This is a genomic window from Pseudoalteromonas aliena, assembly GCF_038155085.1.
GTDB lineage: Bacteria > Pseudomonadota > Gammaproteobacteria > Enterobacterales > Alteromonadaceae > Pseudoalteromonas > Pseudoalteromonas aliena_A.
Genome location: NZ_JBAKAU010000002.1, coordinates 304,374 through 325,725 on the forward strand (window position 1 = coordinate 304,374; position 21,352 = coordinate 325,725).

21 protein-coding genes are annotated in these 21,352 nt (G+C 39.0%); 18 read left to right on the forward strand and 3 right to left on the reverse strand.

All coding sequences use genetic code 11. The features are described 5' to 3' along the window. Positions 1 to 158 precede the first annotated feature (158 nt). From V6260_RS04145 to V6260_RS04200, 12 genes are all read left to right on the forward strand, one after another. Entirely contained in the window at positions 159 to 1,727 is a 1,569-nt protein-coding gene (locus tag V6260_RS04145) for a sensor domain-containing diguanylate cyclase (RefSeq protein WP_341592809.1), read from the forward strand. A gap of 185 nt (positions 1,728 to 1,912) precedes the next feature. Continuing rightward, entirely contained in the window at positions 1,913 to 2,566 is a 654-nt protein-coding gene (locus V6260_RS04150) for a thermostable hemolysin (protein ID WP_149592773.1), read from the forward strand. Further along, positions 2,563 to 4,032 (forward strand): AMP-binding protein, encoded by a 1,470-nt coding sequence (locus V6260_RS04155; protein WP_341592810.1) that lies wholly within the window; start codon positions 2,563 to 2,565, stop codon positions 4,030 to 4,032. The genes V6260_RS04150 and V6260_RS04155 overlap by 4 nt, the downstream gene beginning before the upstream one ends. After that, positions 4,025 to 4,714, forward strand: coding sequence for an iron-containing redox enzyme family protein (locus tag V6260_RS04160; protein ID WP_341592811.1), 690 nt, complete (start codon positions 4,025 to 4,027; stop codon positions 4,712 to 4,714). The genes V6260_RS04155 and V6260_RS04160 overlap by 8 nt, the downstream gene beginning before the upstream one ends. Continuing rightward, positions 4,711 to 5,481: an SDR family oxidoreductase gene (locus V6260_RS04165; protein ID WP_341592812.1), complete on the forward strand. Its 771-nt coding sequence runs from the start codon at positions 4,711 to 4,713 to the stop codon at positions 5,479 to 5,481. Before V6260_RS04160 ends, V6260_RS04165 begins: the two co-directional genes overlap by 4 nt. Positions 5,482 to 5,504: 23 nt before the next feature. Continuing rightward, complete coding sequence (locus tag V6260_RS04170) at positions 5,505 to 6,152, forward strand: hypothetical protein (protein ID WP_341592813.1); 648 nt, start codon at positions 5,505 to 5,507, stop codon at positions 6,150 to 6,152. Positions 6,153 to 6,159: 7 nt separating this feature from the next. Continuing rightward, the gene (locus V6260_RS04175; protein WP_341592814.1) at positions 6,160 to 6,819 is read left to right on the forward strand and encodes a response regulator transcription factor; all 660 of its coding nucleotides are present in this window, start codon (positions 6,160 to 6,162) and stop codon (positions 6,817 to 6,819) included. Between the two features lie 26 nt (positions 6,820 to 6,845). Then, positions 6,846 to 8,159 (forward strand): ATP-binding protein, encoded by a 1,314-nt coding sequence (locus V6260_RS04180; protein WP_341592815.1) that lies wholly within the window; start codon positions 6,846 to 6,848, stop codon positions 8,157 to 8,159. After that, positions 8,152 to 8,505, forward strand: a complete 354-nt coding sequence (locus V6260_RS04185) for a cupredoxin domain-containing protein (RefSeq protein WP_341592816.1) — start codon at positions 8,152 to 8,154, stop codon at positions 8,503 to 8,505. The genes V6260_RS04180 and V6260_RS04185 overlap by 8 nt, the downstream gene beginning before the upstream one ends. After that, positions 8,492 to 9,232, forward strand: coding sequence for an iron transporter (locus V6260_RS04190; RefSeq protein WP_341592817.1), 741 nt, complete (start codon positions 8,492 to 8,494; stop codon positions 9,230 to 9,232). The genes V6260_RS04185 and V6260_RS04190 overlap by 14 nt, the downstream gene beginning before the upstream one ends. Next, positions 9,229 to 9,945, forward strand: coding sequence for a hypothetical protein (locus tag V6260_RS04195; RefSeq protein WP_197185277.1), 717 nt, complete (start codon positions 9,229 to 9,231; stop codon positions 9,943 to 9,945). The genes V6260_RS04190 and V6260_RS04195 overlap by 4 nt, the downstream gene beginning before the upstream one ends. A 268-nt stretch (positions 9,946 to 10,213) precedes the next feature. Then, complete coding sequence (locus V6260_RS04200) at positions 10,214 to 10,423, forward strand: cold-shock protein (RefSeq protein ID WP_002959120.1); 210 nt, start codon at positions 10,214 to 10,216, stop codon at positions 10,421 to 10,423. 582 nt (positions 10,424 to 11,005) lie between these two features. Here the strand turns inward: V6260_RS04200 and V6260_RS04205 are convergent. Beyond that, positions 11,006 to 12,232, reverse strand: a complete 1,227-nt coding sequence (locus tag V6260_RS04205; protein WP_341592818.1) for a NupC/NupG family nucleoside CNT transporter — start codon at positions 12,230 to 12,232, stop codon at positions 11,006 to 11,008. A gap of 17 nt (positions 12,233 to 12,249) precedes the next feature. Further along, positions 12,250 to 12,882, reverse strand: a complete 633-nt coding sequence (udk, locus tag V6260_RS04210) for a uridine kinase (RefSeq protein ID WP_024596281.1) — start codon at positions 12,880 to 12,882, stop codon at positions 12,250 to 12,252. A 192-nt stretch (positions 12,883 to 13,074) separates the two neighbouring features. Between udk and V6260_RS04215 the strand changes: the two genes are divergently transcribed. The 5 genes from V6260_RS04215 (at position 13,075) to V6260_RS04235 (ending at position 17,273) form a co-directional block, all read left to right on the forward strand. Beyond that, the gene (locus V6260_RS04215) at positions 13,075 to 14,307 is read left to right on the forward strand and encodes a phosphopentomutase (protein ID WP_341592819.1); all 1,233 of its coding nucleotides are present in this window, start codon (positions 13,075 to 13,077) and stop codon (positions 14,305 to 14,307) included. Next, positions 14,307 to 15,008 carry a purine-nucleoside phosphorylase gene (gene deoD / locus V6260_RS04220; protein ID WP_341592820.1) on the forward strand — a complete coding sequence of 234 codons (702 nt, stop codon included), beginning with the start codon at positions 14,307 to 14,309 and terminating at the stop codon, positions 15,006 to 15,008. Before V6260_RS04215 ends, deoD begins: the two co-directional genes overlap by 1 nt. 353 nt (positions 15,009 to 15,361) lie before the next feature. Further along, a complete protein-coding gene (locus tag V6260_RS04225) occupies positions 15,362 to 16,105 on the forward strand; it encodes a ferredoxin--NADP reductase (protein ID WP_341592821.1) in 744 nt (247 codons plus the stop codon). An 88-nt stretch (positions 16,106 to 16,193) separates the two neighbouring features. Beyond that, on the forward strand, positions 16,194 to 16,943 hold the full coding sequence (locus tag V6260_RS04230) for a nuclear transport factor 2 family protein (protein WP_341592822.1): 750 nt from the start codon (positions 16,194 to 16,196) through the stop codon (positions 16,941 to 16,943). Positions 16,944 to 16,952: 9 nt separating this feature from the next. Continuing rightward, positions 16,953 to 17,273, forward strand: coding sequence for a hypothetical protein (locus V6260_RS04235; protein WP_341592823.1), 321 nt, complete (start codon positions 16,953 to 16,955; stop codon positions 17,271 to 17,273). Between the two features lie 82 nt (positions 17,274 to 17,355). On the opposite strand, the gene V6260_RS04240 is transcribed toward V6260_RS04235, so the two are convergent. After that, positions 17,356 to 18,240 (reverse strand): tetratricopeptide repeat protein, encoded by an 885-nt coding sequence (locus V6260_RS04240; protein WP_341592824.1) that lies wholly within the window; start codon positions 18,238 to 18,240, stop codon positions 17,356 to 17,358. A 738-nt stretch (positions 18,241 to 18,978) separates the two neighbouring features. On the opposite strand from V6260_RS04240, the gene katG reads away from it, so the two are divergent. Then, positions 18,979 to 21,159, forward strand: a complete 2,181-nt coding sequence (gene katG, locus V6260_RS04245) for a catalase/peroxidase HPI (protein WP_341592825.1) — start codon at positions 18,979 to 18,981, stop codon at positions 21,157 to 21,159. The last annotated feature ends 193 nt before the right edge of the window (positions 21,160 to 21,352 follow it).

Consider the following 21,352-nt stretch of genomic DNA (forward strand, 5'->3'; position numbering starts at 1 on the left):
CTTATCTACTTTTTCGTGCAACTGCAAAGCGCGTATAGCTAACGATTTTTAGTAAAGTGTAGGAAGTATAATTAATGGCTTAATATTAAGGTAAAGGTTATAATAGGCGGCTTTGTGTTCACTTTATATTGTTATTAATAAGTAGCTGTGGAAGCGTTTTGATTAAAAAATTATTACCTGCTTTAAATTTAAGATTTCTTATACTATTACTGGCGTTTTCTGCTGCGTTGAGCACTTTAGTTGGAAGCTTTTACTCTATTTATCAAGTTCAGAAAGAGCAACTAACATCACATACACTGAAAAGTAATCTTGCATATGCACAAAAGTTAGCTTCGGCAACAGATAACTTTTTAAAAGCTGCGCTTCAGCAACTTGAGTACTCGGCAAAGATTATCGAACAATTACCTAATGATGTTCAGCTACTAAATAAAGAAGCAATTCGTTTAAATCTACAAACTGATAGCTTTAACTCTGTTGTAATTAATATACATGGTGTGATTTCGGCCACATCACCTCACCTTGAAAAAATAATAGATAAACCAATAAATTCTCCAGGGGCTCTAGAGGCTTTAAAAGAGAAACGACCGTTAATTAGCAAGCCTTACATGTCGGCAGCCGGTAACTTAATTGTATTTATATCGCAGCCACTATTTGACTCAAAAGGCAATTATTTAGGGTATATTGGCGGCTCTCTTTATCTAAAAGAAAAAAACATTTTGAATGCTCTACTAGAGCAACATTATTATGAAGGTGGTTCATACCTTTATGTTGTAAGCTCAAATAAGCGTATTCTTTACCACCCAGAAGCAAATAGAATTGGCTCTTTAGTGACCAATAATACAGTTGTAGATGCTGTATTAAATGGTGAGAAAGGTACGTCTAAAATAAGTAATAGCCAAAATAAAGCTATGCTAGCCGGTTATGCACCTGTTGCGTCGTCTGGCTGGGGAATCGTAGCGCAGAGGCCTTTAAAAGCAACACTTTCTTCATTGGACATATTAACTATTGAAGTAGTTAAACGAACGATTCCTATAGCATTGATCACGTTTGTTTTTATTGGTTTATTTGCGCATTTTATTGCAAGGCCACTCAAGCGGTTAGCTGACACAGCTAATACTCTCAATGACCCTGTAAGCTTAGAAAAACTAAAAGCGGTTAAGTCTTGGTATTTTGAGAGCGAAAAACTGAAGCTAGCAATGTTAAAAGGAGTTAGCATCTTACAAATGCAAATAGGGCAACTCCGTCACGATGCACAAACAGATCCCTTGACGGGTACACATAATAGAAGAAGCTTAAACCGCTTACTTGAACAGCTAATATCGCAGCAGACGCCATTGGCAATTTTAGAGATCGACATCGATTTTTTTAAGCGTGTTAACGATACCTTTGGTCATGACAAAGGAGATGAGACGCTTAAATCTCTGACTGATATTATTAAAAAGCTATCTCGAAAAGATGATATCGTAGCGCGTATCGGTGGGGAAGAATTTGTACTTGTATTGCCTAATGAAAATAGTGAAAGTGCCTTCAAAATAGCGGAGCGATTACGTGAAATAGTTGAGTCTACAAAAATAGATACTATTGGCTATATTACCGTTTCGATAGGTATTGCTACTTGGCCTGAACATGGTACTGATATTGACCAGGTATATAAATGCGCTGACAAAGCACTTTATTATGCTAAAGAGCATGGCCGAAATAGATGTGTAATAGCTGACGTTAATTAAGCTAAAATTGGTTTGTTTGTATATGTGATAATTGGGCATACTAATGGTGGCCGTATCAAATTATTGTTAGCTATTGCTTACCTTTAAAAGTTTTCTCATTTTAATTAACTTACCTTAAGTTTTCTTTAAGTTTCGCTCGTTAAGTTTAAAGCCTGGAATATAAACAGGTTTAAACGAGCGAGCTTATGCAATTAGCCCACACTTCTACACCATTAGATCTAACACAAAATAACAGTCAGCTTATTAGTGCACGTATTAATGATGCGCATCGAAAAAATCTCGAAAATACAGTGAAAGAAGGTTTTTTAGTTGCGTATAACGCTAAGCTTAGTTCTTTTATGCCTCTACTTTGCCAATACGTTACCAAACAAGGAAAGTGCACATTAGGGCTTAGGCAAGCAACTTCGCCATTGTTTATTGAGCAATACTTAGCATCACCTGTTGAAGATTTTTTAGATGAGAGTATCTCTCGTAATAAAATTTTTGAACTTGGTAATCTCTGCTCTACAAATCGAAGAGCTACACTTGCGCATTTTATTATTGTTAACGAAGCTCTGCAAAGTGTGGGAGCAAAGCATTTGGTGTTTTGTGCAACCAACAAAGTGCGTGCTTTATTGCGCTTACTTGGTGTTACGTGTACCGAAATTGCACTTGCGAGCAGTTTTGTAGTTGAGAACCCATTAAAGTGGGGCAGCTATTACGCTAACCAACCAACAGTATGCATTGTGAGCCTAGAGCAAGCTCACCAACAAGTATTAAATACCCCAATGCTTTATAGTTTAATGCAGCAAAACCACTCAAATATCAATTCTTTGGTAAATGCATTGGTGAATGTATGAATTACTATAATACCCATGCAGTATCGCCATTAATTATTGCCCATAATAAAGAGCAAACACTTGAAATTAACGGTGATGAGTTTAACCAGCAAATACAAAAAGTAGTAAAAATACTACACAGCTTTAGTGGTAAATGTGTTGCTTATAAGCTTGATAATACGCCGGTTTGGCTTGTTATTGATACCGCTACTGCGGTTTCTAACAAAGTGGCTGTGCCAATAGCTCACTTTTTTAGTGAACAACAAACTCAATATGTACTAGCGCAATGTGGCGCTAATGTATTTATGAGCGACACACTAAACCCTTTATTTGGGGAGCCGACTGCATCAATTACTTTATTTGATTGTTACACATTATATATTTACGAAATCGTTGTAGCTAAACCCGTCAGTTATTTTCCTGAAACTCAAAAAGTAACATTTACATCAGGCTCTACTGGGCAACCAAAAGGCGTGTGTCTATCTGCAAAGAGCCAGATGCAGGTATCTCAATCTCTGTGCGATAAAATTAATATTAAAAAGCCTATTCATTTATGTTTATTGCCGCTTGCTGTGTTACTTGAAAATATAGCTGGTGTGTATGCCCCTTTAAAAAGTGGCGGTACAGTGCATTTAATGCCGTTAGATGAATTAGGCTTTGTTGGAAGTGCTTTAAAGCAGCCCGCACAACTTATAGCTGCTATTGATAAAGTTAAGCCAAATACGCTTATTTTAGTGCCTGAACTATTAGCATGCTTAGTTGCTTTTGCTGAGCAAGGGTGGCAACCGCCGTGCTCGTTACAGTTTATTGCTGTAGGTGGTGCGCTTGTCAGCGAAATGCTATTAACCAAAGCGCGTAGCTTAAACTTACCGGTGTACCAAGGTTATGGCCTTTCTGAGGCGGCATCTGTCGTTAGTTTAAATACACCCACAAACGATAACCTGCAAAGTGCCGGCTCTGTGTTACCTCATATTCAAACCAAAATTGAAAATGGTCAGCTTTTTATAAAAGGCGATTTGTTTTTAGGCTACTTAAATCATCAACCTCACGACAAAAACCAGTGGTATGCAACCGGCGATCTAGTCGAGCAGCGTCAAAATATTTTATTTATAAAGGGCCGATTAAAAAACCTAATTATTACCAGCATGGGGCGCAATATCAGTGCCGAGTGGCCTGAATCACTATTACTAAGTCAAAGGGGTATTTTACAAGCGGTTGTGTTTGGTGAAGGTCGACCTTTTTTAACCGCCATTATTTATGCCGATTTAAAGCTAAGTAACCCAGCGTTAGTGCAATACATTAACACAATCAATAAACAACTACCCGACTATGCTCGAATTCAAAAGTGGCATCGTTTAGCTGCCCCATTAAGTGTGCAACAAGGATTATTAACAACAAATAATCGCCCAAAACGAGATGCCATAAGTAAGCAGTACCATGCTGTGCTTGATCAATTTTACCGACTAGGAGAAGTAATTAATGAGTGATTTTTTTAACACCCTTAAAGAGCAAACTAAACAAGAGCAAAACTACCTGCTTGCAGCGCCGATTATTCAGCGTGTTTTTATAGGCGAAGCATCACTTGAAGAATACGCCTCGTTTTTAGCGCAAGCGTATCATCATGTTAAGCATACTGTGCCATTAATGATGTCGGTTGGTGCACGATTAACCGACGATCAAGAATGGCTGCGCGAAGCAGTAGCAGAATACATTGAAGAAGAGATAGGTCATCAAGAGTGGGTGCTTAATGATATTGCAGCCTGTGGTTTTGATAAAGAAACAGTACGGTGTAGTCAGCCGCAATTTGCTACCGAAATGATGGTGTCGTATGCGTATGACTCCATTGCACGTAAAAACCCGTTGAGCTTTTTTGGCATGGTACATGTGCTTGAAGGTACTTCTATAGCGCTTGCTGATGGCGCGGCTTCAAACATTGCGAATGCTGTGGGCTTACCTAAAAAAGCATTTAGTTATTTAACCTCTCACGGCGCACTTGATATAGAGCATGTAAAGTTTTTTGAAAATCTTATGAACCAAATAACAGACGAGGCGGATCAACAAGCCATACTTCATGGTGCAAAGCGCTTTTATCGTTTATACGGCGATATATTTCGTGGACTCGATAACGAACCATTTTTTAAAGCAAGTTTACAAGGCAAATTGGCATGAGTAGTTCTTTGTGTGTGCTCACTGGTGCAACAGGCGGAATAGGGCAAGCGATTGCTAAAGCCCTATATGCAAAAGGGTGGAAGTTACTGCTTGTAGGGCGAAATACCCAAACCCTTGAAAAACTGAGCCGTGAATGCCCAGATAGTGAAATATTTACGGGCGATTTAACCGACGATACAACACGTATAAACCTAGCAATAAAAGCCAAGCAACTCGGCAGCGTTAAGTTACTTATTAATAACGCAGGTATAAATACAATGCAAAGCCTTGAGCACACAAGTAATGAGCAAATAGATAATATGCTCATTACTAATTTGTCGGTGCCTATTAAATTATGCCAGCTATTTTTAGGACAGTTAGCGTATACCAAAGGCACCATTGTTAACGTGGGATCATCGTTTGGCAGTATTGGCTACCCGTTTCAAACGCTTTATTGCGCCAGTAAATTTGGTTTACGTGGTTTTACAGAAGCGTTATCGCGTGAGTTAAATGGTTCAGGCGTTAAAGTGGCCTATTTAGCACCAAGAGCAACAGATACATCTATTAATAGTAGTAAAGCGCGGGCAATGAATAAAGAGCTCGGTAATAAAATGGACTCACCAGAATTAGTTGCTCAAGAGTTATTAACACTTATAAGTTCAAACCAAACAAGGCGCTTTATTGGCTTTCCTGAAAAATTATTTGCACGCATAAATGGCGTATTCCCAAGCGTTATTGATAACGCTATTGCAAAGCAACTTCCTAAAATTAAACGTTTTTTAAGTTAATAAACACACAAAAGGGCAAAGTTATGTATAAATTTACACTCGCATTGTATTTAATATTAACCTCTGTATTTGCAACCGCAGTGCGCGCAGATGAAGCGCAAGACTTAAGCGATATTCAACAAAAGTGGGCAATTGCTAATTACGAACTAGAAGACGATGCGCAAATTGACGCGTTTACACAACTAAGTGAGCAAAGCGCGTTATTTGTTAAAAACTATCCAAGCTCGGCGCAAACACATATTTGGAATGGCATTGTGTTAGCTAGTTTTGCTGGCGCAAAAGGGGGATTGGGCGCACTTGGTTTAGCAAAAGAGGCTAAAGCGTCACTTGAAAATGCACTCTCGATTGATGGCACTGCATTAAATGGCTCAGCTTACGCAAGCCTTGCAACACTTTATAGCAAAGTACCTGGCTGGCCAATTGGTTTTGGTGATGACGACAAAGCTGAAAAATTATTTAAACAAGCGCTCGCTTTTAATCTCGAAGGCATTGATACTAATTACTTATACGGTGAATATTTGTATGACGAAGGCGATTATAAACAAGCTAAAGTACGACTACTTGTAGCGCAGGCTGCTGGGATCCGTAGTACTCGTGCGAAAGCAGATAAATATCGTCAACAAGCAATAAGTCAGCTATTGGCAAAAGTAGATAAAAAATTAAAAAGATAAACACATAATGCATTTATTACTTGTTGAGGACGATCATTTAGTGGCGCAAGGGCTTATTCGCTCTTTGCGCCAAGAGGGCTACAGCGTAGAGCACAGTGGCACAGTAAAGCACGCCTTAGAGTGCCTTTCTAGTGGTGAGATTGAGCTTGTTATTCTCGATTTAGGATTGCCTGATGGCGACGGCTCGCAAGTTTTAAAGCATATTAAAGTACAAAAAAAAGTAATACCGGTGGTTATTTTAACTGCTCGCGGCAGCATTGACGACAAAGTCCAAGGGCTCGATATGGGGGCTGACGATTACCTTGAAAAACCGTTTGACCCCGCTGAGCTATTTGCACGATTACGTGTAGCAAGCCGGCGCATTAACCAAACACAATCAAGCTTATTGCGCTGTGGTGATGTAGTCATGGATACTTCTGCTCATACAGTTGAACTAAGTGGGCAATCACTTACGTTACCGCGAAAAGAATACATGCTTTTAAAAGCGCTGATGGAAAATCAGGGAAGGGTACAATCAAAACAACAACTCGAAAACAAACTTTACCAATGGGGTGAAGAAGTTGGCTCTAATGCCATAGAGGTGCATATTCATCATCTTCGTAAGAAATTCCCTAGTGATTTTATTAAAACTTTACGTGGCATTGGCTACGTGGTTGGTAAGCGTTAGAGTGTATTTGTTTTTTGAGGTGGAAAATGTCAATTCGTAAACGTCTGACGTTAATTTTACTTTCAATGATGGTGCTAACTTGCTTTTTAGCATTAGTAAAAGGCTATCAAAAAAGTATGCATCACGGCGAAAGTTTGCTTGATGATGAACTTAAAATAGTAGCTGGCGTTTTAATTGAGCAACCATTGGCACTAAGCATAGATGTAGTACAAGTAAGTAATAATAGCGCTCAGTTGTTGTATCAAATTTGGCAAAATAATAGTTTACTTAGTGGCTCATCGAGTTTATCAAATAACCAAATTAGTTTTAGCGAGGGTTTTCAAACGGCCAATGTAGCAGGGCAGCGTATGAGAGTATTTGTGATGAGTAAAAATACCCGTAAAGTCATCGTTGCTGAACCTATGGCAAAGCGGTTTGAATTAGCTGAAGCCGTTATTTTATCTGCAATGTTACCTATGCTTTGGGCAGTCCCTCTGCTTGCTATTTTTATTAGCTTTTTTGTTAAATACGCATTAGCCCCTCTGACTCGATTATCTAAGCAGTTAGCGTCTCGCCAAGCTAACGACTTTACGCCAATTAACTGGCAAGTAACTGATGAAGAAATTAAACCGGTTATTAATCGTTTAAACGACTTATTTAAGCGTGTAGAAACAGCCTACTTACGGGAGCGATTTTTTGCCTCAGATGCAGCCCATGAGTTACGTACCCCGCTTAGTAGTTTAAAAATTAACGTACATAATTTGGCTAATAAACAAAGTAATCTGCAAGACCATCAAGAAGTACAAGCTATGTCGCAGGGCATTAATCGCTTAAGTAATATTGTTGAACAAATGCTAATTTTAGGGCGTACTCAGCCCGAGCAATGGCAGAGGCAATTTAGCGAACAATCATTACTAACGATTACACAGCAAGTCGTATCGGAGCAATACGACAAAATAGATGAAAAAAACCAAACGATTAGCCTTGAAGGCGATGATTTTATTATTAATGGTGATGAGTTTACATTAACCACACTCATCGCTAATTTACTTAGCAATGCTATAAAATACACCCCCAATAATGGTCAAATTATAATTAAATTAGCATTAAGTAATAACAGCTATAGTTGGCAAGTTGATGATTCCGGTGCGGGCATGACTGAAGAGCAAAAAGAGCGAATATTCAATCGCTTTTATCGAGTAGGTGGCGACCAGCATCCATCAGGCGAGCAAGGTGCGGGTTTAGGTATGGCGATTGTTCAACATATAATTGCTATTTATGGCGCAACTATTCATTTAGCGAATAGCCCTTTAGGCGGACTAACCGTTAAGGTTACTTTTACAGGAGTAAAAAGTGACTAAACGTTTATTTAATCGGTGCCTTTGTTGTTTGCTATTTTTGTCGTTTAACGCGGCGAGTAAAGAGTACCTTATTGTTTTGAAAGATCACTTGTTCTATCCCTCGCAAATAATTATTCCCGCAAATAAAAAAGTAAAACTATTGATAGAAAACCAAGACAGCACACCAGAAGAGTTTGATAGCTTTGATCTAAACAGAGAAAAAGTGCTTTACCCAAACCGTAAAAGCATTATTTATATAGGGCCGCTGAGTAAAGGGTATTACGAATTTTTTGGTGAGTTTTCGCCAAATACAGCAAGGGGCGTTGTTATAGTTAGCGATGAAGGGGCGCAGCATGCTAATAACTAGTTTAGTCATGAGCCTTAACCAATTACTACCAGTGGCTATTTTATTAGTATTACTACAAGTAGTTAAAAAACAAAGCTCTTTAAAAATAGGGTCTGCTTTAGTAATAGGCGCGCTCATGTCGTTTTTGTACATGCAAAGTGCGTCGTGGGTGAGCCAGTGGTTTGAACACCAAGGGTTAGAGTACTCACAAATAGGGCTATGTATCACTATATTTATTGCTGTATTGGTATTTGCACTAAAGCAAAAGTCAGCGGCATTTTATATCGCAGTTATAAGCACAATAACGCTGTATTTAAGCCATTATATTATTTACCTCACCAGTTTTTGGCAAAATAATGATGCAGGGCAAAGCTTATTTATTGGCACTTTATTAGGTGTGGGAATTTGTTTAAGTTTTAGCGTATTGCTGTACTTTTTAATGAATGCAATTAAGCACCGTTTTGGTATGTATCCGCTTTTTACTTTGCTTGCTTTTAACAGCGCGGCTAAGTTATTAGTTGCACTGGATTTGGCAAGCCAAATAGATTTAATTACAAACACCTTAACAGTGTGGGATTTACGTGATTTGTTAAACGAAAACTCTGAGCTAGGCCGCGTATTGCGTGCTCTTGTTGGTTACGAGGCCACTCCTGATTTAATGAGTGTACTTATATATAGTACAAGCAGCGTGTTATTTTTATTACTTTGTTATGTTATACCAGCTTCAATAACTAAGGAACGTGTATGAAAGCACTCAACCTATATTTAGCGCTTAGTTTTACCGCTCTTTGTTTGTTGGTATTCTCAATCCAAGCAAAGGCTGATGGTATTGTTGTTGATAAGGTATATCATCCCTATGTTTTGCCTTTTGAGCGTGAATTTGAGTGGCGATTAGTGTCGCACCAAACAGATAGTGGAAACATACTAGCGCAGCGTTTGGGTGGCGGTGGTGCTATTAACGATACAATGGCACTCGAAGGCTATTTAGTTGGTGAGCGAGACGATAACGGCGACTTTGGATTAGAAGCTTATGAGCTTGAGCTACGTTGGCAATTAATTGAACAAGGTAAATTATGGGCTGATTGGGGCGCGTTATTTGAGCTTGAAAAAAAGCATAACGAAGATGTGTATGAGGCAACTTCGGGTTTTGTGATCGAAAAAGAATTTGGAAAAACAAGTCTTACGCTAAATGCTTTTTTGGTTTATGAGTGGGGGCAAGACATTAAAAATGAATGGGAAAGTGAGTTTAGAGCACAATACCGCTATCGCTATCGTTCTGCTTTTCAGCCATCTATTGAAGTCTACGTAGGAGAAGACTTCGTTGGCATTGGCCCTGGGTTTATAGGTTTACAGCGTTTTGATGGACAAAAACAATTAAAATGGGAAGCGGGTTTTATTACTGAGATAAGCCAATCTGAAAAAAATCATAGCTTTAGGCTCGCATTAGAATTTGAATTTTAATGCAAGCGTTTTTATAAACAACACTAGTTATAAATGGTAAACACGGTAAGTCAGTCTTTTTAGTCTTTAAATTATAAATGCTTGACAAAATATTCGAACTCTATATAGTGGGTCGCAGCTAGAAAGAAAGCATGTAATTTATAAATCTCCATTTCGTTGTTGTATAAGTAATACTTGTAGTACCGTCCTGAAGTTTTTAAGTACCATCTCATTTTTTGCTACACCCGCTCACAAGAGCATATTTTTTATTTTATATCAGGATATTACAATGTCTAACATCGTATCAGGTACAGTTAAGTGGTTCAACGAGTCTAAAGGTTTTGGTTTCATCGAGCAAGAAAATGGCCCAGACGTTTTCGCACATTTCTCAGCAATCAAAAGCGAAGGTTTCAAAACTTTAGCTGAAGGCCAACGTGTAGAGTTCACTCTTTCACAAGGTCAAAAAGGTCCTCAAGCTGATAACATCACAGCTGTATAATTTTACTTTTTAAGTAAAATGAAAAAAAAGCGCTTAAGGCGCTTTTTTTTTGTCTGTTACTTTTATAATATTGAACACCAACACCAACACCAACACCAACACCAACACCAACACCAACACCAACACCAACACTTATCTTCTATATCACCTCCTAGGCATCAATACAGCGCCAGCGTACATTAAACCTTGAGTCATTTAACAAATGCAATTAGATCTTGGTGTCGTTATATTTATTCGCCTTTAAAACGCCGCTGCGCGATTAAGAGTACACTTTTTATAAATACAATAATTAGATCAGTGCAGCTTAGCTATTTATTGTATTTTCTTTATGGGTTGAACCTATGTTATACATAATGTTGCATGTAAGCGATTTTAAAGGCCTTGGTAAGGTTTTTAGGTGATAAAGTGTGGTTGCTGTTGTTTAATGGAGTAGGTATTGCAGTGGGGGGATTTTATTGGGAGCTAAAACGATAAAAGGGCCTTGCGGCCCTTGGTGAAGTATCGTTCAAGTCAGATAGAGCTTTAACCCCTTAAAGCGCTATCCTCTTGTTTTGCAACACCTGAGTTCATCTCAATAAGTTTCTAAGCTAGCGAGAGGAAAAACCCAGCAATTGCTGCGCTCATAAGGTTAGCCATAGATCCTGCTAACACTGCTCTGAGCCCTAAGCGTGCGATATCCTTCCGCCTGCTAGGCGCCATACCGCCTAACCCACCTAGTAAAATGGCTATCGATGATAAGTTAGCAAACCCACATAAAGCAAAAGTAACAATTGCTTGAGTGTGCGCGCTTAACGTATCGCGATAATTTATAAAGTCTAAGTAAGCAACAAACTCGTTTACTACTATCTTTTGACCAATAAAACTGCCGGCTATAATTGCTTCATTCCATGGCACACCGAGTAACCATGCAACTGGAGCAAATACATAACCTAATATTTCTTGAAGCGTTAATGTTGGGTAATCAAACCACCCACCAATACCGCCTAATAAACCGTTTAATAGTGCAATTAGCGCCACAAAAGCAAGTAACATTGCACCTACATTAAGTGCCAAATGCATACCGTTTGCTGCACCTGATGCTGCTGCATCAATTACATTTACAGGCTTATCTTCATCATCTAAATCTAAATCAGCTAAGTTATCTTTAGGCGTTTCAGTTTCTGGCACAATCATCTTGGCCATTAAAAAACCACCTGGAGCAGCCATAAAGCTCGCTGCTATTAAATACTTAAGATCTACGCCAATAATAACGTAACCGGCCATTACAGAGCCTGCCACAGTGGCTAAGCCACCCACCATTACTGCAAACAATTCCGATTTTGTCATCGTTGCTATAAATGGCTTAACTATTAGCGGTGCTTCAGTTTGGCCAACAAAAATATTTGCCGTCGCTGAAAGCGATTCTGTGCGAGAGGTTTTCAATAATTTTTGTAAACCGCCGCCTAAAATCCTAATTATCCAATCCATAATGCCTAGGTGATATAACACAGCAACAAGTGCTGAGAAAAACACAATAACCGGCAAAACTTGAATCGCAAAAATAAAACCGAGTGTATCTTGAGATGCAAGCGGGCCAAACAAAAAACCAATACCATCGTTAGCGTAACCAATAACCGACGAAACGGCTGCTGACATACTCGTTAATACATTTTTTCCTGCTTCAAAAAACAGAACAAAACCGCCAATAATGACTTGCATAGCAAATGCTATACCGACGGTTCTTAAACTAATTGCCTTGCGATTAGTTGACGCCGCGAAAGCAATGCTCAGCAGCACACACATGCCTACTAAGCTCATAAATGTTGTCATACCAATGTTTCCCGTTATTATTCTTGTAGTAAATATTTGATTTTACTTTTAATAATATCAATCGCAACACGATTCATGCCGCCTCGAGTCACAACTAAATCAGCATTATGCTTAGAAGGCTCAATAAATTGATAAAACATTGGTCTAACAGTTGCTTGATATTGCTCAACAACAGATTGTAATGTTCTGCCTCGTTGCTCCATATCACGTTGCATACGACGCATTAAGCAAATATCCAGAGGCGTGTCTATAAACACCTTGATATCAAATTCTTTATTAAGCGCTTTGTCACTCAATAATAAAATACCTTCAACGATGAGTATTTTGGCAGCAGGTACTCGGCGAGTTTTTTCGCTGCGAGTATGCTGGGCATAGTCATACGTTGGTACTTCAACTGAATTTCCACTACGAAGTTGCGTTAAATGCTCAAGCATTAAGGCGTGTTCAAATGCATCAGGATGGTCGTAGTTCGTTTGCGTACGATGAGCCATAGGCAAATGCGACTGATCCTTATAATAAGCATCTTCTTCGATAATGGCGATAGCACCAGGTTCAAGCTCATTAACCAATTCATTGTATATAGTTTGGCTAAATAGAGATTTGCCAGACGCAGACGCGCCAGCAATGGCTATAATAGTAGTTCGTGTCACTAAAGTTCTCACCCACACAGAAGGATATATTGTTGGTAGATCACAATAGCAAAAAAGACACGATTAATCTCTTTTGCTTCGCTTAAGAACGCAAATTTATAATGTTTAGGTTTTATGAAACAGGACTTTTGTCCTGTACGGAAAAATCGATCAGCGGATAAAGTAACCACCTAGAAGCAAAGTGAGGTCAAAATGACAAGAGCAATTATCTTAATGGCAGATAGCCTAGGAATCGGTGCAGCACCAGATGCAGATAAATTTGGCGATCTTGGAGCTAATACATTCGCTCACTTACTTAAAGCATATTATGACGAAACCGGTAGTGCACTATCGCTCCCTAATTTATCTAAATTAGGATTAGTTGATGCATGTGAAGCTGCCGGTGGCGAACCGTGTTTAATTTCAGGCCGACAAGCTTCTCAAGGAGCATGGGGTTACGCTAAAGAATTATCGAGCGGAAAAGACACACCATCAGGTCATTGGGAAATGGCAGGCGTACCTGTGTTATTTGATTGGGGTTATTTCCCAAAAACACAGCCGAGTTTCCCACAAGAATTTATAGACGAGTTTATAGCTCGTACAGGTGTTCCGGGTATTTTAGGCAATTGCCATGCATCGGGAACAACCATTTTAGAACAGCTAGGTGAAGAGCATATAAAAACAGGTAAACCAATCTGTTACACCTCAGCTGATAGCGTGTTTCAAATAGCCGCGCATGAAGAATCATTCGGCCTAGAGAAGCTTTATCAAGTTTGCGAAATCGCACGGGCGCTACTTGATGAAATGAATATAGGACGAGTGATTGCGCGGCCATTTTTGGGTTCAAATAGTCAAGACTTTGCTCGAACGGGTAATCGTCGCGACTATTCAGTACTTCCGCCAGCACCAACATTGTTAGATGTGTTAGCAAAAGATGGCGGCGAAGTAATTAGTATTGGTAAAATTTCAGATATTTATGCGCATCAGGGCATAACCCAAAAGCATAAAGCACCGGGGCTTATGAACTTGCTAGAAAAAACCAGTGAAGTAATAAAAAGCGCGCCAGATCGCAGCTTAATTTTTACTAACTTAGTTGATTTCGATGAAAAGTTTGGTCATCGGCGTAACCCTGTAGGATATGCAAAAGCATTAAAAGAATTTGATGATTATTTACCAACTATACTAAACCAGTTAAACGCAGATGATATATTAGTGATCACTGCAGATCACGGTTGTGACCCAACCTTTCCAGGTTCTGAGCACACCCGTGAATACGTACCCGTTATTGCATACCAACCTGGTATGAGTAACACACCGTTAGGTGAACGCAACAGCTTTGCAGATATAGGTCAAACACTTGCACAGTGGTTTAATCTATCTGCGCTTGATTACGGCGACAGCTTTTTAAATGAGCTAAAAACGCCAAATAAAAAGGAAAACAATTAATGAGTACTCCGCATATCAGTGCAAACGTTGGTGATTTCGCCGAAACAGTATTAATGCCAGGCGATCCGCTACGTGCGCAATATATTGCTGAAAACTTTTTAGATGATGCAGTACAAGTTACAGGTGTTCGTAACATGTACGGTTTTACTGGGACTTACAAAGGTAAGCCTGTAAGCATTATGGGTTCTGGCATGGGCATTCCATCAATGTCTATCTATGCACGTGAGCTAATTGTAAGCTTTGGCGTTAAAAACATTATACGTATTGGCACATGTGGCGGTATTGGTACCGATATTAAAATCCGCGACGTAATTTTTGCACAAGGTGCAAGTACAGATTCAAATGTAAACCGTGCACGTGTACGTGGTTACGACTTTTCTGCTATTGCCAACTTTGACTTACTTTTAAATGGTGTAAACGCCGCTAAAGAGCTAGGCATTGAAGCAAAAGTAGGTAACGTATTTACAACCGATACTTTCTACCAAGCAGACGACTCGTTCTATAAAGACTTAGACAAGTTAGGCATGCTAGCAGTAGATATGGAAACAGCCGGTTTATACGGAGTTGCAGCTGAGTACGGCGCAAACGCAATGGCACTATTTACCGTAAGTGACCACGTGATCACTGGCGAAGCAACACCAGCAGATGAACGTCAAAGCACGTTTAACGAAATGGTTAAAATTGCATTAGAGTCTATCTAGCAGTTTACATAAACAGTTCCTTGGTAACGTATTCACTAAGTTTTGGAGACACGCCCAAAGTGAAGTGAGACTAAACCCCCAAAGCCGCATTTTATGCGGCTTTTTTTATGCCTGAAAAAACTAAATCATCTCACTAACCAGTAGGCGAGAGTTTACCTCGCGCTTATGTAACTTGTAGGCGGGAGTTTACCTCGCGATCATGTAGTATGTAGGCGTGAGTTCACCTCGCGCTCATGTGTTTTATTCTAAATATTGTATGACCTAATCACTTAGTGCTACTGTGTAACCAATAAAGTATACGTTCGAAGCGAATAAATTTATTAAAATTACGCAGTAAAACTCTGGAGCTGAACATGTCTAACTGGATCGATGCAACAGTAAAAAAAGTAACGTGGTGGAGCAAAACACTTTTTAGTTTAACGGTTAATGCCAATGTAGACCCATTTAAAGCAGGGCAATTTACCAAACTTTCGATAATAGATAACGACAAACGTATAGCTCGTGCCTACTCATATGTAAATACACCAGAAAGTAATGACTTGGAGTTCTACCTTATCAATGTTGACGATGGTTTACTCTCACCTCGTTTAGCTACATTGCAACCGGGTGAAACAATACTTATAGAGCAGCGCGCAACTGGTTTTTTTACTCTTGATGAAATTCCTCCAAGTGAGCAACTTTGGATGTTAGCTACAGGCACTGCAATAGGACCATTTTTATCGATATTGCAGCAGCCAGACGTATGGAAAAAATATAAACGTATAAACTTAGTGCATGGAGTGCGTTTTAATAACGATTTGAGCTATCAAGCATTAATTAATGGAATATTGAAAGAGCATCCTAAACAACTTAGTTATATTCCAATAGTAAGCCGTGAAGAACCTTTATTGGGTATTAAGGGGCGAATTACGACCGCAATTAAAAACAATACCTTGTTTGAGTATGTGAAATTAAACCCAACCCCAAATAATGCACAATTTATGATTTGCGGAAATCCACAAATGGTAAAAGATACAACTTCTTTACTTATCGATAAAAACTTTAAACGCAATCGTCGTAAAGAGCCGGGAAACATCACTGTCGAGCAGTATTGGTAAGCTTCTGTAGTGGTATTAACTACCCGATAACGATAAAATTTGCTATGTTGCAGTCTTACACTTGTTTAGTGTTCTTTTTAGGAAAATTATGAAACCGTTATCTATTATTTTTATCTCGCTAATGACCACCGTAGCTCTTATTTCTTATGCTGCAGAGCAAACAGAGCCGGAAGTGAAAAAAGCACAGCCAACTCAAGTAGAGCAAGTAAACACTGAAAATAAAAAAGTTGAAGACCAGCAATCAGTGGCTGAAACTAAAACAGAAGATAGAATAAATACGCTTGAGTACAAAACACCAGAGCTTAAAAAAGTAGTAATTGAAAATACTAAACCTGATGATTCAAAAATACTAGGTAGTGAGCAAAGTAAGCCGGCCGAAAAGCCTAAAAATAAAATAGAAAAAGCGGTAGCAGTGGCACAGGCTGAAAAAGCAGTTACGCAAGCCAAAGAAGCATTAACACAAAGGCAGCAAGCTAAGGCTAAGCAATCACGCGAATCTCTTGCAGTAGTAGAGCAACTTGTTAAAGCTTATAATGCTCGCAATATAGAAGAGTTTCTTCGGGTATATGACGAAAACGTAGAGTTTTATATTTTCCCTAATGAATTGTTATTTAAAGGGAAAGAAAAACTAATTGAGCGTTATGGGCTTATGTTTAAAAAACTAAAGTGTATTCATTCATCGCCAATTAAACGTATAGTACATGGTGATATAGTTATAGATCATGAACTGTCAGAAACGTGTTCAACCGATAAAAATGTAATAGATAAACGCTCAGAACTTATTTCGAGTTATCAAATAAAAAATGGAAAAATAGTACGTGTACTGTTCTTTAGATAAAGGTTTTATATGCCAATAAATGATAATAAAAAAATTCGCTTAATGTATCGTGTTGAACCCGGTTGTTTAGGGCCACAAGGAAGCGAATATATTGAAGACTTTTGTCGCTTTGCAAACAAGCATATTAAATCACCATTCTATGGACAGTTTATATTTTTGCCTCGTTACGATAAAACGATAGATGAGCGGCAGTATAGTGTTAACAATCGCAATTTATCGTTAGCCCAAGCTCGAGCGTATTTAAAACATTTTAATATCAATATAGAAGAGTTTGAAGAGCAACTCGATGAACTTCTTACTAAAGCTATAGATTTATACTTTAAAAGATAGCTTTTAATTAGTTTCGTATATATCAATTATTCAAACGATAAAAGCAAAAAAGGGCCTAAGCCCTTTTTTATAATCTAAAAGTTTACTCACCCGCCACAATTGTATTAAAGCTATCATTATCATGCAGGCTTGCAAATGCGCTTTCATGTAGTAGCTCATTACGTAAATTTGGAGAGTATTCAAGCGCCATTTTAATATCAGCCAAAGCATCGGCATGTTTATGTGTTAATGCATAAGCACAAGCTCGTTGCCAATACGCGTATCCATAATCACTATCTATATCAATTGCTTGATTACATAGCTCAATTGCTTGTGCTGTTTCGTTGAGCTCTAATAACGCATCAGCCTTATAAGCTATTGCTTCAACATCTTCTGGTTTGCGATTAAGTATTTCATCAAATATTTCAATCTTATTCGCAAAGTCACTCTCTAAGTTAGCACGCATCCATAACGAATGTACTTCATTAGTTATTGAAATACGTTCTTGGTTACTGAGTATTTCTTCAGAGCGGACGCGTAGTTTTTCTTCAAGAATTTTTAATCGGTCTTCATACTCGTCAGTTATTACACTTACACGCGTGTTTACAATATCTTCCACTTTGTTTTTAACATCGCGTAGCGAGTTCCAGCCCACTAAAACTAAAATGGATGCCGTAGCGGTAATTATAAAAAATACATTATTAATGGTATCTGTAGTGTACGTTAATGCGCGATCAGCAGTGTCAAGCTGGGCATGAGTTACCTGTTTAGTTACATCTTCACGCAGTTTCTGTTGGTCTTGCCTCACCGCTTTTAGCTCATCTAATATATAGCGCTCCATAAGAGGTTTATACATTGGCTCTTTAAGTTGTTTGAGGGCGTGTTGCTCTTGCTGTGTTGTCGGAGTTTGTGGTTTTTGCTCTGCCGAACTTACTGCGTCTGAAAAAAAAGTGAAACAAACAAAAAGTACAGTTAGGTAATAATGCATTGGTACGCCTAATTAAATTAATTACTGCAATAACTTTAACATGCGGTTATCAATGGCACTAGGGCGTGTTTACCTTTAAGGGTTAAAACCTATTTAATCGTAGCAATATTTGGGCTAGGTAACTATTGATCAGGGTGAGTTGGTAAAAAATGAAAAATTTAGAGCTAAACAAGAAAAAAAGCCAGTTCAAGAAGGAACTGGCTAAAACTGCTAAATACAATAAAATGTCGCAGGGAATCATAGGAGAACAGTTACATGCTAACTGAATTTTTATGAACAAATACTTAATTTAATTCAATTAGTTAAAAATAGAGTGTTGTTTAACATATATGCTTAAAAAGCAAAGGTGCATTGGGCTTAGTAATACACCTTTAATAACTATTATTTCATGGTGAAGGGGGGATTTCCAATGTGCGCTTTATTAAAGCCACTTTCAAACCCTTCACACACTATTACGTCTGTATTTATAAGTTCGATCAATCACGCTGCCCAAAGAGTTTATTTATTCTTACATAGATATGAGCCAGCAAAGTAAAGCAGGAATCGTTATCTACAAATTTAAACCCAATCAAAATAATCGCTTACTTCAATCGATTTAATTCAATCTTTAATGCTAGCGCAGCGCAGATTGTATGCCTATATTGTTACTACAGATTGTAAAGTATCACTAACCGTTAAATATAAATTAAAAAGTAATGGCGAATGAGTAAGTAATTTAAATCAATTAAGGAGCTCGCAATGAGCAACCCAACAGCGGGCAAGTGCCCAGTAATGCATGGCGGTAATACAGTTACCTCTAAAAATAATACAGATTGGTGGCCAAACTCACTTAATCTAGACATTCTTCATCAGCACGATACAAAATCAACTCCTTACAGCAGCGACTTTAATTATGCTGAAGCATTCAAATCAATTGACCTAGAAGTCTTAAAAGCAGATATAAAAAACTTAATGACCGATAGCCAAGATTGGTGGCCAGCCGATTGGGGACATTACGGAGGGTTGATGATCCGCTTAGCATGGCACTCAGCCGGCTCATACCGTTTAGCTGATGGTAGAGGGGGTGGTGGTACAGGTAATCAGCGTTTTGCACCATTAAATTCGTGGCCTGATAATGGCAACCTCGACAAAGCGCGCCGCTTGCTTTGGCCTATAAAGAAAAAATACGGTAACAAGCTTTCATGGGCAGATTTAATTATTTTAGCGGGTAACATGGCGTACGAATCAATGGGTTTAAAAACCTTTGGTTTTGCGGGCGGACGAGAAGATATTTGGCACCCTGAGAAAGACGTATACTGGGGAGCCGAAAAAGAATGGCTTGGTCCAAGCGATAGCCGTTATGAAAGTGTAGATAAACCAGACAGTATGGAAAACCCATTAGCTGCAGTGCAAATGGGCTTGATTTACGTAAACCCTGAAGGCGTAAACGGTAAACCAGATCCGCTTAAAACTGCGGCACAAGTACGTGAAACTTTCGCCCGAATGGCAATGAACGACGAAGAGACAGCAGCACTTACTGTTGGTGGCCACACTGTAGGTAAAGCCCATGGTAATGGTAATGCCGAAAACTTAGGCCCAGAGCCAGAAGCGGCTGATGTTCATGAACAAGGTCTAGGTTGGAATAATAGTACAACTCGCGGTATTGGCCGCGATACGGTAACTTCAGGAGTAGAGGGGGCATGGACCACACATCCTACAAAATGGGATAACGGTTACTGCCATTTACTTTTAAATTACGAATGGGAGCTAACAAAAAGCCCTGCCGGTGCTCATCAATGGGAACCAATTAATATAAAAGAAGAAGATAAACCTGTTGACGTGGAAGATCCATCAATACGTTTAAAGCCAATGATGACAGATGCCGATATGGCTATGAAAGTAGACCCTACGTATCGTAAAATTATTGAGCGTTTCAATAATGATTTTGAATACTTTTCAGATGTATTTGCACGAGCTTGGTTTAAGCTAACTCACCGCGACTTAGGCCCTAAATCTTGTTACTTGGGTAAAGACGTGCCAAGCGAAGACTTAATCTGGCAAGATCCAATCCCAGCTGTTGATTACACACTAACAGACGACGAAATTAGCAATTTAAAAACTACGTTATTGAACTGTGGTGTTAGCGCCGTAGATTTAATTAATACCGCGTGGGATAGCGCGCGTACATATCGTGGTTCGGATAAACGCGGTGGTGCAAACGGGGCACGTATTCGCTTAGCACCGCAAAAAGACTGGCAAGGTAATGAACCAGAGCGCTTAGCAGCAGTACTTAGTGCCCTTGAGAAAGTTCAAGCGGGCTTGAGTAAACCTATTAGCATTGCTGATCTAATTGTTTTAGGTGGAACAGCAGCCGTAGAGCAAGCCGCTAAAAATGCAGGTGTTAATACAACTGTAGCGTTTGCGCCAGGGCGAGGAGATGCAACAGATGAAATGACTGATGCAGAATCGTTCGATGTACTCGAACCCATTCACGATGGTTTTAGAAATTGGCTGAAAAAAGATTACGCTGTATCAGCTGAGGAGCTATTACTAGAGCGTAGCCAACTAATGGGCTTGAGTGCACCAGAAATGGCAGTATTAATAGGCGGTATGCGTGTACTTGGAACTAACTACGCAGGGAGTAAGCACGGCGTGTTTACAAATAATGTTGGAACATTAAGCAACGACTTTTTTGTAAACTTAACCGACATGTCAAACCGTTGGGAACCTGTAAAAAAAGGCTTATACAATATAGTTGATCGCCAAAGTGGTACCACAAAATGGACCGCCACTCGCGTAGACTTAGTTTTTGGTTCAAACTCAATATTGCGTGCCTTAGCTGAGTTTTATGCACAAGACGACAATAAAGAGCGTTTTGTACACGACTTTATAAATGTATGGACAAAAGTAATGAACGCCGACAGGTTCGATCTTAACTAACTTGCAGGCTGAGTAGAGCAATGGGGGAGTATTAATTACTCCCCCATTTTTGTTTATATTGCTATAGTAAATCTGCTCTTGCATGTGTAGGCGTGAAGCTTGCTCACGCAAGAATCTTATATAACGATGGTGAATATATGTGTAGGCGTGGAGCTTGCTCACGCAAGAATCTTATATAACGGTGGTGAATATA